Annotated in this window: 16 protein-coding genes; 6 read left to right on the forward strand and 10 right to left on the reverse strand. The window is 66.3% G+C overall.

Annotation, left to right across the window (positions count from 1 at the left end; genetic code table 11):
- Positions 1–6: 6 nt before the first annotated feature.
- Positions 7–1,530 (forward strand): sensor histidine kinase, encoded by a 1,524-nt coding sequence (locus tag ABZ720_RS04715; protein WP_366554324.1) that lies wholly within the window; start codon positions 7–9, stop codon positions 1,528–1,530.
- A gap of 160 nt (positions 1,531–1,690) precedes the next feature.
- Positions 1,691–2,764 carry a mitochondrial fission ELM1 family protein gene (locus ABZ720_RS04720; RefSeq protein ID WP_366554326.1) on the forward strand — a complete coding sequence of 358 codons (1,074 nt, stop codon included), beginning with the start codon at positions 1,691–1,693 and terminating at the stop codon, positions 2,762–2,764.
- Between the two features lie 121 nt (positions 2,765–2,885).
- Here ABZ720_RS04720 and ABZ720_RS04725 read toward each other — a convergent pair whose 3' ends face one another.
- Positions 2,886–3,395, reverse strand: a complete 510-nt coding sequence (locus tag ABZ720_RS04725) for a fasciclin domain-containing protein (protein WP_438264080.1) — start codon at positions 3,393–3,395, stop codon at positions 2,886–2,888.
- Between the two features lie 208 nt (positions 3,396–3,603).
- Here ABZ720_RS04725 and ABZ720_RS04730 point away from each other — a divergent pair, with 208 nt between their 5' ends.
- Entirely contained in the window at positions 3,604–4,191 is a 588-nt protein-coding gene (locus ABZ720_RS04730) for a helix-turn-helix domain-containing protein (RefSeq protein ID WP_366554328.1), read from the forward strand.
- Between the two features lie 22 nt (positions 4,192–4,213).
- Here the strand turns inward: ABZ720_RS04730 and ABZ720_RS04735 are convergent, their stop codons facing one another.
- The 5 genes from ABZ720_RS04735 to ABZ720_RS04755 all read right to left on the reverse strand — a co-directional run bounded on the left by ABZ720_RS04735 (position 4,214) and on the right by ABZ720_RS04755 (position 9,047).
- On the reverse strand, positions 4,214–5,494 hold the full coding sequence (locus tag ABZ720_RS04735; RefSeq protein WP_366554330.1) for a TRAP transporter large permease: 1,281 nt from the start codon (positions 5,492–5,494) through the stop codon (positions 4,214–4,216).
- 5 nt (positions 5,495–5,499) lie between these two features.
- Positions 5,500–5,994 carry a TRAP transporter small permease gene (locus ABZ720_RS04740; RefSeq protein ID WP_366554332.1) on the reverse strand — a complete coding sequence of 165 codons (495 nt, stop codon included), beginning with the start codon at positions 5,992–5,994 and terminating at the stop codon, positions 5,500–5,502.
- A 148-nt stretch (positions 5,995–6,142) separates the two neighbouring features.
- The gene (locus ABZ720_RS04745; RefSeq protein WP_366554334.1) at positions 6,143–7,132 is read right to left on the reverse strand and encodes a C4-dicarboxylate TRAP transporter substrate-binding protein; all 990 of its coding nucleotides are present in this window, start codon (positions 7,130–7,132) and stop codon (positions 6,143–6,145) included.
- Positions 7,133–7,212: 80 nt separating this feature from the next.
- A complete protein-coding gene (locus ABZ720_RS04750) occupies positions 7,213–8,307 on the reverse strand; it encodes an Ldh family oxidoreductase (RefSeq protein WP_366554336.1) in 1,095 nt (364 codons plus the stop codon).
- Complete coding sequence (locus tag ABZ720_RS04755; protein ID WP_366554338.1) at positions 8,304–9,047, reverse strand: SDR family oxidoreductase; 744 nt, start codon at positions 9,045–9,047, stop codon at positions 8,304–8,306. The genes ABZ720_RS04750 and ABZ720_RS04755 overlap by 4 nt, the downstream gene beginning before the upstream one ends.
- A gap of 126 nt (positions 9,048–9,173) precedes the next feature.
- Here ABZ720_RS04755 and ABZ720_RS04760 point away from each other — a divergent pair, with 126 nt between their 5' ends.
- A complete protein-coding gene (locus ABZ720_RS04760) occupies positions 9,174–9,944 on the forward strand; it encodes an SDR family NAD(P)-dependent oxidoreductase (protein WP_366554340.1) in 771 nt (256 codons plus the stop codon).
- Positions 9,945–9,969: 25 nt separating this feature from the next.
- A complete protein-coding gene (locus tag ABZ720_RS04765; protein ID WP_366554342.1) occupies positions 9,970–10,944 on the forward strand; it encodes a GntR family transcriptional regulator in 975 nt (324 codons plus the stop codon).
- Between the two features lie 23 nt (positions 10,945–10,967).
- Here the strand turns inward: ABZ720_RS04765 and ABZ720_RS04770 are convergent, their stop codons facing one another.
- Positions 10,968–11,417, reverse strand: a complete 450-nt coding sequence (locus ABZ720_RS04770) for an Lrp/AsnC family transcriptional regulator (RefSeq protein WP_366554344.1) — start codon at positions 11,415–11,417, stop codon at positions 10,968–10,970.
- A gap of 152 nt (positions 11,418–11,569) precedes the next feature.
- Between ABZ720_RS04770 and ABZ720_RS04775 the strand changes: the two genes are divergently transcribed.
- Positions 11,570–12,823: a D-amino acid dehydrogenase gene (locus ABZ720_RS04775; RefSeq protein ID WP_366554346.1), complete on the forward strand. Its 1,254-nt coding sequence runs from the start codon at positions 11,570–11,572 to the stop codon at positions 12,821–12,823.
- A gap of 9 nt (positions 12,824–12,832) precedes the next feature.
- Here the strand turns inward: ABZ720_RS04775 and ABZ720_RS04780 are convergent, their stop codons facing one another.
- From ABZ720_RS04780 to ABZ720_RS04790, 3 genes are read right to left on the reverse strand one after another with little or no spacing between them, the layout of a single operon-like run.
- Positions 12,833–13,534: an ABC transporter ATP-binding protein gene (locus ABZ720_RS04780; protein ID WP_366554348.1), complete on the reverse strand. Its 702-nt coding sequence runs from the start codon at positions 13,532–13,534 to the stop codon at positions 12,833–12,835.
- Positions 13,535–13,544: 10 nt separating this feature from the next.
- Positions 13,545–14,303 (reverse strand): ABC transporter ATP-binding protein, encoded by a 759-nt coding sequence (locus tag ABZ720_RS04785; RefSeq protein ID WP_366554350.1) that lies wholly within the window; start codon positions 14,301–14,303, stop codon positions 13,545–13,547.
- Entirely contained in the window at positions 14,296–15,261 is a 966-nt protein-coding gene (locus ABZ720_RS04790) for a branched-chain amino acid ABC transporter permease (protein WP_366554352.1), read from the reverse strand. The genes ABZ720_RS04785 and ABZ720_RS04790 overlap by 8 nt, the downstream gene beginning before the upstream one ends.
- Between the last annotated feature and the right edge of the window lies 1 nt (position 15,262).

Genomic DNA, 15,262 nt, shown 5'->3' on the forward strand with positions numbered 1-15,262 from the left:
TCGCTCATGGTGCGAACCGCAGGTCGGATATGGCGCTCTCTCGGGGCGAAGTTTTTCGTCATCCTGGTGATTTTTGTCGCCGTGCCCGTAGTGCTCTACGGGCCATTCCGCCTTGCGGATAAGGAGCGCAACACCCTGCTGCTGCAAAGCGTTCAGCAGCAGGGCTGGCTCATTGGTCATAGCCTGAAGCCCTACCTGGAGCGCTTTCAGGGCACCGATGCAGCGGTGCTGCAGGAAACCATCGCCGACCTCGGGCAGCAGGGCGTCAAGGTGCGCCTGCTCCTACGCCCCCTGGAAGCGGCGGGCAGCAGTTCCTTCTTCCTGGTGGCCTCTACCGACCAACTCGGCACCGATGAGATGGAGCAGGAACTGGAACAGCTCATCGAGACTGATGTGCTGGTCACCCTGGAAGAGACCTGCCAGGGACAGCAGCCCCTGGCGACCCGTTACGTCTCTCCGGATGGTGAAGAGGAGGTCCTGACCTCCATTACCCCGGTGAACGGGCCACGCGGCTGCTGGGCCGTGGTCACCGCCCATCCGACCTCGGATCTGCTGAGCGCCACGCTGGGACAGCCCTACTGGCAGCTGCCGGAGGTGCGGCTGGCAGCGGCCATCTACCTGCTGATGGCGGTGGTGGTCATCCTGCTGTTCCTGGGCTTCTGGGTGAGCCTGCGCCGCTTTGCCGGATTGGCCGAGCGTATTCGGGCGCGCTCGGTGGTCGACGGTGCCTCCTTCGCCAAGCTCAATCGCATGCCCGAACTGGCAGGTGTCGCGGAGGAGTTCGACCGCATGGTGGCCACGCTGGAAGACTCCTCCCGTGAGATCCGCTACGCCGCCGAGGAGAACGCCCACGCCCTGAAGGCGCCCCTGGCGGTGATCAGCCAGTCGGTCGAACTGCTGCGCCGCGCGGTGTCGCCGGAGCATGAGCGCGGCCAGCGCGCGCTTCACCTGGTCGAGCAGTCGGTGGCCAGGCTCGACGGTCTGGTGGCTGCGGCGCGGCGCATGGAGGAGACCGTGGCCGAGCTGATGAACCCGCCGCGCGAACGCATCGACCTCTCCGCGCTGCTGGGTCAGTTGATCGCTCCCTATGCCATCGGCGCACCCGGCAATGCCACCGTGCGCGTGGTTTCCCACCTGGAACCCGGTGTCGAGATTCTTGCCAGCGACGAACTGGTGGAGACTGTTGTCGAGAACCTTCTGGACAACGCCGTCAGCTTCTCCCCACCCGGCGGCGAGGTACGCATAACCCTGGTGCGTGAAGGCAACAAAGCGGTGCTTTCAGTGGAGGATCGCGGTCCCGGCGTGGTGGACGACGATGTGGAGCGCATCTTCGAGCGCAACTACACCAAGCGGCCCAGGAGCGCTTCGGACGGCGAGCTGGGGCACCCAGGGGGCATCAAGCTGCCGAATTTCGGCATCGGTCTTTGGGTGGTCCGCCGCAACATCGAGGCCATCGGCGGCTCGGTGCGCGCGGCCAACCGGGAGGGCGGGGGGCTGCGCGTGCGCGCAGAAATGCCACGCAGCGACTGATCTGCGGATCTGCTGGTCGGTTTGACCCGCTCGGTGCTGCCGTCTATCAAGACCTTCCCCGAGCGATGGACTCCCCACCTTGCCGCAAGAATCGGACACTCCTGACCAGCAGCCTGCGCTAAGCAATTCGCTGGATGCAGACCCGCCCAAGGTCTGGCTGATGATGGGCCATCGGGCCGGGGACAACACCCAGGTGCTGGCTCTGGCCGAGGCTTTGGGCTGGCCTTATGAAATCCGGCGTTTCGTCTACAAGCCCTATGAACTGCTGGTGAACCTGACCCACGGGCCGACGCTGCGCGGGGTGGTGCGGGAAAAGTCGTCTGCGCTGCATCCGCCTTGGCCCGATCTGGTGATCTCGGCCGGGCGGCGCAACGAGCCGATCTGCCGCTGGGTCCAGGCCCAGGCCCGGCCGGAAAAGCGGGTGCGCCTGGTCCATCTCGGCCGGCCCTGGGCGGCCTTCCACCGCTGGGACCTCGTGGTCACCACGCCGCAGTATCGCCTGCGCGACCACCCGGCCATCCTCCAGAACAAGACACCCCTCCACCGGGTCAAGTCCGAGCGGCTGGAAGCCGATGCCGCGGCCTGGAAGGACCGCCTGGCTCATCTGCCGGGGCCCTACATTGCAGTGGTCATTGGCGGCAACAGCGGGCCCTACAGCTATGACACGGCAGCCGCCGAGCGGCTCGGGCGCGAAGCCTCGGCGCTGGCCAAACGTCACGGCGCCTCCTTGCTGATCACCACCAGTGCGAGGACCGGGCCCGAGACACTGGCGCCGCTGGAAGCGGCGCTGGATGTGCCGCACCTGCTCTATCGTTGGCAACCCCACGACCCCGACAATCCCTACTTTGCCTTCCTGGGCCTGGCCGAGCGCATTGTGGTGACCGGCGACAGCGTCTCCATGGCCACCGAGGCCTGTGCCACGGGCAAGCCGGTCTATCTGTTCGACCTGGGAACCGGATGGCGCTCCATGCGCGAGGCGCGGGGGCGCGGGCGCTGGCCCTTCTTAAACGGCGGCGACCGCTTCGACTTCCGGGCCTTCGTCTACCTCATGGGCATGCGCCTGGGGCCCAAGCGTATCACGCGCGACATTCGCATCATCCATGACTATCTGCTACGCAGCGGTCGCGCCGCCTGGCTGGATGAGGGCGATCCCCCGCCCAATCCGCCGCCGTTGGAAGATATTTCACGGGCGGTGGCGCGGGTGCGAGCCCTTTTCGCTGCACCAACGACATAAAGCAAAGGGCGCCCGGCAGGAGGATGGGGCACTCCTGCCGGGCGCTGAGACCCCGCCAGAGAGGGTGCTCCGCACCAGGGGCGTGGTGCGGAGCAGGGCGGGGGGAGGAAAGCCGTGCGGCTTATTCCTCAGGCGGAAGCAGCACCGTGTCGATCACGTGGATCACGCCGTTGGATGCGGTGATATCGGCCGAGATCACGGTCGCATCGCCAATCATGACGGTGTCGCCGGAGACCGTGATCTCGAGCATGTCGCCGTTAAGGGCTTCGGCTTCGTCGAGTTCGACCACGTCGGCCGCCATCACTTCACCGGCAACCACGTGATAGGTGAGGATGTCGACAAGCTGGTCGCGGTTCTCGGGCTGTAGCAGGGACTCAACGGTGCCCTCGGGCAGTGCGGCGAAGGCTTCGTCGGTGGGGGCGAAAACGGTGAAGGGGCCTTCGCCCTTCAAGGTGTCCACGAGGTCCGCTGCCTGCAGGGCCGCAGCCAGGGTCTCGAACTGACCGGCCTCCACCGCCGTGTCGACGATGTCCATCTTTTTGCCGTGATGATCGGCCAGGGCGGTGCCGGCAAGCAGCGTCATGCCAAGGGCGGCGGCGGTCAGGCTGAGCTTCGATGTCATAGTGCGCATGGTGATGTTTCTTTCCTCGTCTTTGATCTCTCTAGGGTTCGCAGCGGCCCGTGAGCCGGTCTGCGGCGCGCCAAACTGGCGGCGTGGGTTGTCATCTAGAGAGAAGATATTTGATTACGAGGGGAAAAGTGCAGAGTATTAAAAATCGTTTTCATAGAACGAAAAACTTCACGCATCCTTTGCAACTGAGGAAAAGAAGGCCGAATTCATGCTCTCGGAGACCCTGAGCAAGGAGTTGAAGCGCTACCGCATCGGCCCGCGGGTGCGCGCCCTGCGCCTGCGCAAGAAGCTTGGACTGGTGCAGCTGGGCGAGCACACCGGACTCTCGCCGGCAATGCTGTCCAAGATCGAGCGGGGGCAGGTCTTTCCCACGCTGCCCACCCTCCTGCGCGTCGCCATGGTCTTCGGCGTCGGCCTCGAGCACTTCTTCATCGAGGAAGGCGAGGGGCCACTCATGGAGGTGGTGCGCAAAGGACAGCGGCTGCGTCTGCCTGACCGGCCCGAGAGCGAGGCGCCGGCCTACTTCTTCGAAAGCCTCGACTATCCGGTGGCCGACCGGATGATGGAGTCCTTCCTGGCCGAATTTCCCCCCGACAGCAGCACCTCCCGACCCCATGCCCACGGCAGCGCGGAACTGGTTTTTGTCATCGGCGGCCGCCTGGCGATCACCATCGGAGAAGGCGAGCAGGTGGTGCTGGAGCCTGAAGACGCGCTCTACTTCGATTCGGGCGTGCCCCACAGCTATCGTTGCGCCGGCAGTGAAACGGCGCGGGCGTTGGTGGTAACGGTGGAGTAGGGTCGCGCAGACGGAGCGGCGGTCAGCCGAAGATCAGGTTCGGTAGGAAGAGCACTGCGCCCGGCAGGAAGACCAATGCCAGGATCACCAGGGCAACGGCGCCCAGGAAGGGCAGGGACTCCCGGGTGTACTCTCCGACCGGGCAGCGCAGGATGGAGCAGACCGCATACATGGCGGCCCCCACGGGCGGCGTGAAGTTGCCGATCGTGGCTGCGAGGATGAAGATGATGCCGAAGTGCACGGGATCGGCGCCGAGCTGACGCATCATCGGCAGGAAGATCGGCGTCAGCATGATGATCAGCACCGTCGCATCCACGAAGAAGCCGATGGCCAGCACGAGGAGCGCGATGAGGATCATCACCAGCCACGGCGTTTGGGTGATTCCCGTCACCCAGCCGGCTGCTGCCTCGGGAAGCCGCTCCATGACGATGCCGTAGCTGAATATGGCCGAAAGCGCGATGAGGAACATGACGGCGCCCACGTCGGCGAGGCTGCTCTCGAGGCCTTCCACGAAGCCGCGGAGCTTCAGGCGCCGATAGACCAGCACGCCGATAACCAGAGCGTAGACCACGGCAAAGGCCCCGATCTCCGACGGCGTGAAGATCCCCATGCGCAGGCCGACCAGCAGGAACACAGGGAAGAGCAGCGCCCAGATGCCGGCGAAGAGCGCCCGGCCGACTTCCGCGGCTGCTGGTGCCTTTTCGCGCTCTGGCTTGTAGCCGCGCTTTGCCGCCGTCCACCAGACGGCCGTGGCCAGTGCGGCCCAGAGCAGCAGGGCAGGGATGAAGCCGGCGGCGAAGAGCCGGCCGATCGAAACCTGGCCGATGGTGCCGTAGAGGATCATCCCGATCCCTGGCGGGATGATTGGGGTCAGGGTGGCACCGAAGGCGAGAATGCCGCCGGTGAAGCCTCGGGTGAAGCCGCGGCGCACCATCTCGTGTCCCAGCATCCGGGTCTGCATGGCTGCATCGGCGATGGCTGAGCCGGAAACACCGCCCATCAGGGCCGAAAGTGCCAGGGAAACCTGCGCCAGGCCGCCGCGCAGGCGGCCAGTCAGGATCGATGCCAGGTCGAGCAGGCGCTCCGTGATGCCGGAGCGGTTCATGAAGTTGCCGGCCATGATGAACAGCGGCACGGCCAGCAGGGCGAAGTTCTGCGTTTGGGAAACGGTGACCTGCACCGGGATGGTGAAGGGCAGTTCCGGGTGCTGCACGAAGAAGAGTGCGCCGGAGATGCCGATCGCGAAGGCGACGGGCATGCCCATCAACAGCAGGACGGCGAAGGCGGCGATGACCAGAAGCATGGCGGCTAGGAACTTCTGCTCACGCGCGCGGCGTCCGGCCCCTCCCGCACCAGGCCCAGCATTCGTTGAAGCGTGGTGACCAGCAGCAGCGCGCCGCCCACGACGATGCTGGCGGTCACCCAGGAATAGCTGACGCCAGGGATGCCCTGGAAGCTGCGGGCGCGGCTGGTCCAGGAGAGCAGGGTGCCGGCATAGATAACGTATCCGAGGAAGCCGGCGATGATGGTGTGGTTGATCAGGGCAAGGGCCTGCGCTGCGCGTGGCGGCAGGCTGTTCGGCACCAGGTTGATCGACATCAGCGCATCGCGCCGCCAGGCGATATCGGCACAGAGAAAGCAGCCCCAGGCAAAGAAGCAGGTGGCCAAATCGATCGTCCAGTTGAGGGGATGGCCCAGCATGCGGGCGATTCCGCCCGTGAAGATCAGCGCCACCATGAGCAGTAGGAAAGTCCCCGCCAGAATGGCTTCAACACGTCTGAGCAGCGAAGCGAGTTTCGCCATTCTATGCCTTCACGTCCGGTTCTTGGGGTGGGCCAGCAAGCATGGGCCCAAAGATTAATCGCTGTTGGCGCAGGCAGCGACAGAAGAAGGCGGAAAGCCTGCGCCCGATTGGCTCGAAGCAAAGGGCCAATCGGGCGCGACCATCATATCAGTCTTGGATTTCTCCCTGGACCAGGTCGCGGGCTTCCAGCAGGTCCAGCGCTTCATAGGCCGCATCACCAGCGGCGCGGAAGGCCTCGAGGTCGACGTCCTCCACGATGGTCATGCCGGCCTCCTGGAGCTGCGCCTTGGCTTCCTGAGTGGCCTGCTCGATCACCCGCGAGGTCTCCTGGCCAGCCGCGCGGCATTCTTCCACCAGGGCCGTCTGGTAGTCCTCGGGCAGGCCGTTGAACCACTCGGCACTGACCACCTGGAAGTTGATCAGGAGGATGTGCGCGGTCTCGTTGGCGTGGCTGAGCACCTCGTTCAGGTTGGCGGCCGTGATGTTCGGGTAAACCAGCTCGGCCCCGTCGACGGCGCGCTGCTGCAGACCTGGATAGATGTCGCCGAAGTTCATGGCCGTGGGCGTGGCGCCCAGTGCGCGGATCGATTCCTGCCAGATCGGCGCCGGGGGCGTGCGGATGCGCAGACCATCCAGATCCTCGGGCGTGCGCACGGGCTCGTTGGTGAAGAAGTGCCTGAAGCCCTGCACCCAGTCGAAGCACACCACCTGGATGCCGTGGTCACTCGCCAGTTCGTCCATCCACTCCTGCATGGTCGGCGAGTCCGCCAGGGCGAAGGCCTCGTCCAGTGAGCCTACGAAGTAGGGACCGTTCACCACCGCGATGCCGGGCACGTAGTTGCCCATGCGCGCTGCGTCGGTGTTCTGGCCGATGTTGGCGCCCTGGCGGATCTGCTCGATGATGTCCTCCTCAACGCCGAGCTGCGAGCTGTGGTAGACATCCATCTGCAAGCCGCCATCGGTCCGCTCCTCGACCCACTCGGCCCATTTCTGGAAGCCTTCGTGGAAGGGCTCGCCTGGCCCGAGGACGTGGTTGAATCGCAGGCTGTACTCCTGTGCCGTGGCGGTCCCGGGGGCTGCCAGGGCCAGGACGGCGCCGGCGCAGGCGAAGGTCAGGCTCTTAGAAAGGCTTGTCATTGGTCTCCTCCTCTGAACGACCCCTTGTGTTATGGGGCTAGGGTTTCTGCACAATTTGCTTCCAGCGGCCCGGCGGCCGCCTAGGTCTCGCGGTTCGCCTCCTTCCGGGGCACCGACAGTCGATAGCGCTCAGCCAGTCGTTCGAAGTTCTCAAGTGTCGTGGGGTCGATTGGAATGCCATGCTGGCGTCGCTGTTCTGCCTCGGCCCATTCACGGTCGCCGGGGGCCATGACCTGCCCGTTTGTGCGCGCCGGCGAGGCGCGCAGCGCCTCTAGATAGCGCTCCATCCCCGCCTGGAAGACATCACGTGAGACAAAGGCATCTGGACACATAGCCAGGACGAAGGCGCCCAGTTTGCGCGGGGTGCTAAAATCGGGGCCGCCCATGGGCAACAGTTCGAAGCTGAGCCGCATGCCGGTGATGACAGCACTGAGGATCTCGGCCAGGCCGGCGAGGCCCGCGCCTTTGAAGCCGAAAGCGCCGCCCAAGGGAGCGAGCATGGCCACCGCCTCGGGGTTCGCCGTGTCCTCGCCTCGCTCATCCGAGGCAACATCCGGGGGCAAGTCCTGGCCCAGGCTCTTGTAGAGCTGGACGCGATTGAAGGGCACGGCGCTGGTTGCCATGTCCAGCAGCCAGGGTTTCTGTCCGGCCACCGGAACCGCGCAGGCGATAGGGTTGGTGCCGTGAAAGCGCTCCGCTCCCTCGTGCAACCGCACGAAGCTGTCGGCGTTGCAGGTGACCAGGCCGATCATGTCCGCTTCCGCCGCTGCCAGGGCGTAGGCGCCCGCCGGCCCGAAGTGGGAGCTGTTGACGATACCGACGGCGGCCAGCCCGCAGTCTTGTGCCAGGGTGACCGCTTCCTCCATGGCGCGATAGCCGGCAAGCGAGCCGTGCCCATCGTCTGCGTCAAGCAAGGTGGTGGCGCGCGCGGTTCGCTTGAGCGTCACCTCTGGGGCGGGGTTGACGCGGCCGCTCTCGAGAACGGTGGCGTAGTGATCCAGCAGCCGAATCCCATGACTGTCCACGCCGTGCAGCGATCCGTGCATCATGGCGCGCGTGGCCGCATCCGCCGTGGGCTCATCGGCGCCGGCGGCCGCCAGAACCTGTCGGCTGAAAGCAGCCAGGTTCTCCGGTGCCACCCGGTAGGCGGCGGGCGGCGGCGCGCCGTCGGTCACAGCGTCTGACCTCCATCCACCACCAGGGTGATGCCGGTGGTGAAGGCAGACTCATCGCCGGCCAAATAGAGGGCGGCGGCCGCCATCTCCTCGGCGGTGCCGAGCCGACCCATGGGCTGGCGTGCCAGGAAGGCCCTGCGGGTGGCTTCGGGGTCTTCCGAGGCCTCGATCCGCTCCTCCAATGAGGGGGAAAGCGTGGTGCCAGGGCAGAGAGCATTGATCCGCACGCCGGAGCGGATGATATCGCGCGCGGCGGCCTTGGTGAGACCGATCATCGCAGCCTTGCTGGCCCCATAGGCCGCGCGACTGGCGACACCGGTGACCGAGGATGCGACGGAAGCCACGTTGATGATTGATCCGCGGCCCCGCTCAATCATGCCCGGCAGCACCGCGCGCATCATGCGAAAGGCCGAGGTCGCGTTCTGGTCAAGGCTTCTGGCCCAGTCCTCCTCCGAGCAATCAAGGATCGAGCCGTTGTGCACCCAGCCTGCGCAGTTCACCAGGACATCCACCCGGCCGAATACGGAAACTAGGTGCTCGATGCCTGCAGGGTCGGTGACATCGAGTTCATAGGGCGTGATGCCCGGATGAATGCTGGGCAGATCCGCCATCTTCGAACGCGTTCGGCTGGCCGCCGCAACGTCCGCGCCCTCACGGGCGAAGGCGAGGGCGATGGCTTGACCGATCCCCTGACCGGCGCCGGTCACGATGGCGCGTTTGCCTGCCAGTCTTGATGTCATTTTTCGCGTCCCCTCCTTGTAAGGGCCGACTTCACGCTGGCGCCTCTCTGTCTACTGTGTACACTATACATTCATGATTTTGGAGAGCAACCGGCTTTGTGAGATAAGGGGCGAAAGGAGAGGCGCATGTTTTCACCGGAGGACTTTTCCCTGCAGGGCCGTCGGGCCCTGGTGATCGGCGGGTCCGGCGGTATCGGCCTGGCGTTGGCGCGCGGCTTCGTGGCGTCGGGCGCGACGGTGCTGCTTGCCGGGCGTGACCAGGCCAAGCTGCAGCGCGCCGAGAGCGAGCTGGGCCAGGCAGTGGCGGGATCCTTCGTCTACACAGTCGATGCGCGCAGCGTCTCCGCACTCGAGACGCTGGCCGAGACCGTGGAGCGCGAGCATGGCGGGCTCGACATCCTGATCAACTGCCAGGGAACGACGGCCATCAAGCCCGCTCTGGAGCTGAGCGAGAGCGAGTGGGACGCGATCATCGACACCAACTTGAAAAGCGCCTTCTTCGCTTGCCTGGCGTTTGGACGCAGAATGTTGGCGCATCAGCGTGGCGCGATCATCAACATTACGTCACTGGCGGCGCACTACGGCTGGGCCAATGCTGCGGCCTACAGCGCCAGCAAGATGGGCTTGAGCGGGATCACCCAATCCCTGGCCGCCGAGTGGGGCGAGCAGGGCGTGCGGGTGAACGCGATTGCGCCCGGTTTCTTCATGACCGACCTGAACCGGGAGCGGATGCCCGAAGCCCGCAAGGAGGAGGCCCGCAAGCGCGCCGCCATGAAGCGCATGGGCGAGCTGGATGAACTGGTGGGCGCAGCCGTCTATCTGGCGTCCGATGCTTCGGCCTTCGTGAATGGTTCTACCTTGCGGGTGGATGGCGGCTATCTCTCCTCGGGCATCTGAAGCCCGCGAGCGCAGTGAGGAGGCCGTGAGCGCTTATCCGCCCGTCGCGCATCTCTATCAGCGTGCCCGCGCCATCCTCGCGGCCCAGATTGGCGCCGGGCAACTTGCCCAGGGTATGCGGCTGACCGAGTCTGCGGTGGCAGCGCAGTTCGGCATCAGCCGCGCACCGGCCAGGCGTGCACTCAAGGAACTGGTGCGCGACGGCCTGCTGGTGCGTGCGCAAGGGCGGGGATACGAGATCGCCGGCCGGCCGGGGGAGCAGGCGCCGCCCCCAGCCGATGCGGCAGCCGTGGCGACGACCCAACTGCTATCGCCGCCGCGCTGGGAAGCCATCTACACCGAGGTGGAGGAGGAGATCATCGGCCGCATCTCCTTTGCCCGCTGGCGGGTGAACGAGGCCAAGCTGGCGCGCCACTATGCCGTCAGCCGCACGGTCGCTCGCGAAGTGGTGGCGCGGCTGCAGCAGCGCGGCCTGGTCCTGAAGGACGAGCGCTCGCGCTGGTTCGCCCCCGCCCTGACCCCTAAGCACGTGGGAGAACTCTACGAATTGCGCGCGGTGCTCGAGCCCGTGGCTCTGGCTAAGGCGGTGCCTCACCTGCCGCCGGCCTTGCTGCCGGCCATGCGCTCAGCGCTCGAGAGCGCCCTGGAAGTGGCGGAGCCGGTGGAGGGGCCGGTTCTGGATCGCTTGGAAGAGGAAATGCACGTCACGCTGCTGGGCCACTGCGGCAACCGCGCGCTGATGCAGGCGATCACCATGCCGCAGTCTCTACTGATCGCTCACCGCTTCCTCTATCGCTGGACGCCCCGCCTCTTCGAGACTGAGCCCTTCCTGCCGGAGCATCTGGCCGTGGTGGAGCACCTGCAGGCCGGAAAGGTGGAGGAAGCCGCTGCGGCCCTGGAACGGCACCTCCAGGACTCGCGCGACCGGGCGCTGGCCCGGGTCAAGGCCATCCGCGACGAGTTTCAGCCGGAAGACCTCTCCTATCTCGAACGGCTGTGAGCGCAGCGGATGGGGTGCTCGGCTCAACGATGCGTGAGCACGTTGCGGATGGAGAAGCTGGAGTGGACGCGTGAGACGCCGGGCAGGACCGAGAGGATGTCCTTGTGGATGCGCTCGAAGTCGTCGGGGTGTTCCACGTTCACGCGGAGCAGATAGTCGGCGACGCCGGTCATGAGATAGCATTCCCGGATCTCCGCATGGCGGCGCACCGCTGCCTCGAAGCGATGGAAGTAGTCTTCCGTCTGGCGGTCCAGGGTGATCTGGATGATCACGGCGATGCCGTCATCGGCTGAGGCCCCGCCGATCAGCGCCGTGTAGCCGCGGATCACCCCCTCCTGCTCCAGGATGGAGACCCGGCGCAGACAGGCCGACGGAGAGAGCCCCACCTCGGCGGCCAGGCGCGCATTGCTCACTCGGGCATTGCGACGGAGGACGCGCAGAATGTTCCGGTCGACCGCGTCCAACTGCTTCATGGCATTTCCTTCATCGTCTTGATCGAACCTGCGATAAAGTGTGGAAAGAAGGCATTTTCTGCACCTGTTTCGCCAGACATTTCGCACATCCTTCCAATAGCCTGCAAGCCGGAGCCGTTGGTTTTTCTTCTTGAGAATGGATTGTTGCGGGTATGCGGATCGTGATTCTGGGGGCCGGGGTGATCGGCATCACCTCGGCCTATTTCCTGGCGAAAGCCGGGCATGAGGTGACTGTAGTGGATCGGCAGGAGGGGCCGGCACTGGACACCAGCTTTGCCAATGCAGGGCAGATCTCGCCCGGCTACTCCTCCCCCTGGGCGGCGCCTGGCATCCCGCAGAAGGCGGTGAAGTGGCTGTTCCAGAAGCACGCGCCGCTGGTCATCCGCCCGCGGCTCGACCCCACCGCCTGGCGCTGGCTCTGCCAGATGCTGGGCAACTGCACCGCCGCCCGTTATGCGGTGAACAAGGGCCGCATGGTGCGCGTGGCGGAATACAGCCGAGACGTGTTGCGGGGCCTGCGCGCGGCCGAGGGCATCGAGTACGATCACGGCACCCGCGGCACCCTGCAGCTCTTCCGTAGGCAGGAACAGCTCGATGCCATCGACAAGGATGTCGAGGTGCTTCGCAAGGATGGCGTGCCCTTTGAGGTGCTGGACCGAGAAGGCTGCGTGGCGGCGGAGCCGGGGCTTGCCGGCGCGCGCGCGCCGCTGGTCGGCGGTCTGCGCCTGCCCAACGACGAGACCGGCGACTGCTACAAGTTCACCACGGCGCTGGCTGAGCGCTGCGCCGCCCTGGGCGTGAGTTTCCGCTATGGTGTGGAGATTCAGGGCCTGCGGCGCGAAGGGGACGCGATCACCGGGGTGGAAACCAGTGCTGGCCCGCTCGAGGCCGAGCGTTTCGTGGTGGCGCTGGGCAGCTACACTCCCGGCCTGCTCCGGGAACTGGGAATAAAGGTGCCGGTCTATCCGGTGAAGGGCTACTCCATCACCCTGCCCATCGTGGAGGAGAGCCGTGCGCCGCTCTCCACCCTGATGGACGAGACCTTCAAGGTCGCCATCACCCGTCTGGGCGATCGCATTCGCGTCGGGGGGATGGCCGAGATTGCCGGCTTCAGCGACGATCTGCCCCCGGCGCGGCGCGAAACCCTGGCCTTGTCGGTGGAGGATCTGTTCGGTGGCGCGGGCGACCATTCCCGCTCGCTCTTCTGGAGCGGCCTGCGGCCCATGACCCCGGACAGCACGCCGATCATCGGCCCGACCCGCTATCGCAACCTCTTCCTCAACAGTGGGCACGGCACGCTGGGCTGGACCATGTCCTGCGGCTCGGCGCGGGTGCTGGCGGATCTGATCAGCGATCGAAAACCGGAGATCGAAGCGGGAGACCTGGCGCTGTCGCGCTACGCCTGAACCCGTGGATCAGACGCCGAGATAGCGTTCCTGCACGCCCTTGTCGGCGAGCAGCTGCGCGCTGCTGCCGCTCCAGACGTTGCGGCCGCGCTCGATGATGTAGTGGCGGTCGGCCAGGCGGGTCAGCGCCGCCACGGACTTGTCGATCACCAGGATGGCCTGCCCCTCGGCTTTCAGGCGCGCGAGGCACTCCCAGATTTCGTGGCGGATCAGGGGGGCCAGGCCCTCGGTCGCCTCGTCCAGGATCAGCAGCGCCGGGTTGGTCATCAGCGCGCGGCCGACGGCCAGCATCTGCTGCTCCCCGCCGGAAAGCTGATTGCCCATGGAGCCGGCGCGTTCCTGCAGGCGGGGGAAGAGTTCGAAGACCCGTTGCAGCGTCCAGGGGTTGGCGCGGCCATCGCGGTTCGCGGCCGTGGCCAGCAGGTTCTCGCGCACCGAGAGGTTGGGGAAGACCTGGCGCCCTTCCGGCACCAGGCCCAGACCCTGCTTGGCGATGCGGTGAGAGGGCAGGCTGCGCACCTCGCGGTCGCGAAAGCGGATGCTGCCGGCGGTCGCCGGGGTCAGGCCGGTGATGGAGCGCACGGTGGTGGTCTTGCCCATGCCGTTGCGGCCCATCAGCGTGACCACCTCACCGGCGCCGACCTCCAGTGACAGGCCGAAGAGCACCTGGCTGGCGCCGTAGTAGGTCTCGATGCCTTCGAGCTTCAGCATCAGCGCCTCCTCATACCGCCAGGCTCTCGTCGCCGAGGTAGGCGCGTCGCACCTCCGCGTCGGCGCGAATGGCGTCCGGCGTGCCCGAGGCGATGGCGCGGCCGTAGACCAGGACTGTGATGCGTTCGGCCAGGGCAAATACGGCGTCCATGTCATGCTCGATCAGGAGGATGGTGATGCTGCCGCGCAGGGCGCGGAGCAGCTCCACCATGCGCGCGGAATCCTCCGGCCCCATGCCGGCCATGGGCTCGTCCAGCAGCAGCAGCTTGGGCCGGGTGGCAAGCGCCATGGCGATCTCGAGCTGGCGATGCTCGCCGTGGGCCAGCGCTGCGGCCGGCACGTCGGCGCGGGCCTCCAGCCCGACCTGGCGCAGGGCCTCCATCGCCGGGCCGGTCAGGCCCGGGTCGCTGTCGGCGGGGCGCCAGAAGCGGAAGGAGTGACCGGCGTGGGCCTGCACTGCCAGGGCCGTGTTCTGCAGCGCCGTCATGTCGTGAAAAATCGAGGTGATCTGGAAGGAGCGCGCCAGGCCCAGGTGCGGCCGCTTCCAGCCCGGGACATGGGAGATGTCCTGGCCGGCGAAGAGAATGCGCCCGGAATCCTGGCGCAGTTCGCCGGAGAGCTGGGCGATCAGGGTCGTCTTGCCGGCGCCATTGGGGCCGATGACGGCATGAAGCTCGCCGGGCGCAACCGAGAAAAAGAGGTCATCGGTGGCTGTCAGGCCACCGAAGCGCTTGACCAGGCCCTCGACGGCCAGCAGTGGCTCACCCATGCGAGCCTCCTGCCGTATGGCTGCGTTTGCGCCGCGGGGTCAGCAGGCCGAAGAGGCCCTGGCGGGCGAAGATCACCACGAGAATGAGGATCGGGCCCAGGAAGAGCTGCCAGTGGCGGGTGAAGTGGGCGATCACGTCCTCGAGGAGCAGCAGGGCGATGGCGCCCAGCACCGGTCCGAAGAGGCTGCCCAGCCCGCCCAGGATCACCATGATCAGAAGCTCGCCCGAACGTGTCCAGTGGGTGTAGGCCGGCGAGACATAGAGCGTGAGATTGGCCAGAAGCGCTCCGGCGATGGCGCAGATAACGGCCGAGATCACATAGGCGATCAGGCGGTAGCGGTAGGTCGGGAAGCCCAGGGCGGCCATGCGCTGCTCGTTGGAGCGCGCGCCGCGGATCACCATGCCGAAGCGGGCATTCACCAGGCGCCAGCTCACCAGCAGCGCACCGCAGAGCAGCAGGAAGGTGGCGTAATAGAGGGTGGCGTCGTTGGAGAGGTCCAGTGGTCCCAGCCGCGTGCCGCCCTCGATGCGCATGCCGTCGTCGCCGCCGTACTGCTCCTGGCTGATGAAGAAGAAGTAGGTCATCTGCGCGAAGGCCAGCGTGATCATGATGAAGTAGATGCCGGCGGTGCGCAGGCAGATTGCCCCGATGATCAGCGCCACCAGCGCCCCGGCACCGACGGCAAGCAGGAGGTCGGGCAGGCCGCCTTCCACACCATGAAAGCGCAGCGCGCCCACGGCGTAGGCGCCGATGGCGATGTACATGGCGTGGCCGAAGCTCACCATGCCGCCGAAGCCCAGGATGAGGTTCACGCCGACGGCGGCGAGCGCCAGGATCATGACCCGCGACCAGAACCGCAGCCAGTAGGGCTCGTCCACCGCCCAGGCAAGCAGCGGCATCAAGGCGAGCCCGGCCAGGACGACGATCACGGTGATGGTCCGCAGATCAAGGCGCATG

It is taken from the genome of Aquibaculum sediminis (assembly GCF_040712085.1).
In the GTDB taxonomy this organism is placed as follows: domain Bacteria; phylum Pseudomonadota; class Alphaproteobacteria; order Kiloniellales; family DSM-21159; genus Aquibaculum; species Aquibaculum sediminis.

Excerpts from the sequence above, each read along its gene's own strand:
- ABZ720_RS04715 (WP_366554324.1), top strand. The coding sequence starts at position 7 with ATGGTGCGAACCGCAGGTCGGATATGGCGCTCTCTCGGGGCGAAGTTT.
- ABZ720_RS04720 (WP_366554326.1), top strand. The coding sequence starts at position 1,691 with ATGATGGGCCATCGGGCCGGGGACAACACCCAGGTGCTGGCTCTGGCC.
- ABZ720_RS04725 (WP_438264080.1), bottom strand. The coding sequence starts at position 3,395 with ATGCGCACTATGACATCGAAGCTCAGCCTGACCGCCGCCGCCCTTGGC.
- ABZ720_RS04730 (WP_366554328.1), top strand. The coding sequence starts at position 3,604 with ATGCTCTCGGAGACCCTGAGCAAGGAGTTGAAGCGCTACCGCATCGGC.
- ABZ720_RS04735 (WP_366554330.1), bottom strand. The coding sequence starts at position 5,494 with ATGCTTCTGGTCATCGCCGCCTTCGCCGTCCTGCTGTTGATGGGCATG.
- ABZ720_RS04740 (WP_366554332.1), bottom strand. The coding sequence starts at position 5,994 with ATGGCGAAACTCGCTTCGCTGCTCAGACGTGTTGAAGCCATTCTGGCG.
- ABZ720_RS04745 (WP_366554334.1), bottom strand. The coding sequence starts at position 7,132 with ATGACAAGCCTTTCTAAGAGCCTGACCTTCGCCTGCGCCGGCGCCGTC.
- ABZ720_RS04755 (WP_366554338.1), bottom strand. The coding sequence starts at position 9,047 with ATGACATCAAGACTGGCAGGCAAACGCGCCATCGTGACCGGCGCCGGT.
- ABZ720_RS04760 (WP_366554340.1), top strand. The coding sequence starts at position 9,174 with ATGTTTTCACCGGAGGACTTTTCCCTGCAGGGCCGTCGGGCCCTGGTG.
- ABZ720_RS04770 (WP_366554344.1), bottom strand. The coding sequence starts at position 11,417 with ATGAAGCAGTTGGACGCGGTCGACCGGAACATTCTGCGCGTCCTCCGT.
- ABZ720_RS04775 (WP_366554346.1), top strand. The coding sequence starts at position 11,570 with ATGCGGATCGTGATTCTGGGGGCCGGGGTGATCGGCATCACCTCGGCC.
- ABZ720_RS04780 (WP_366554348.1), bottom strand. The coding sequence starts at position 13,534 with ATGCTGAAGCTCGAAGGCATCGAGACCTACTACGGCGCCAGCCAGGTG.
- ABZ720_RS04785 (WP_366554350.1), bottom strand. The coding sequence starts at position 14,303 with ATGGGTGAGCCACTGCTGGCCGTCGAGGGCCTGGTCAAGCGCTTCGGT.
- ABZ720_RS04790 (WP_366554352.1), bottom strand. The coding sequence starts at position 15,261 with ATGCGCCTTGATCTGCGGACCATCACCGTGATCGTCGTCCTGGCCGGG.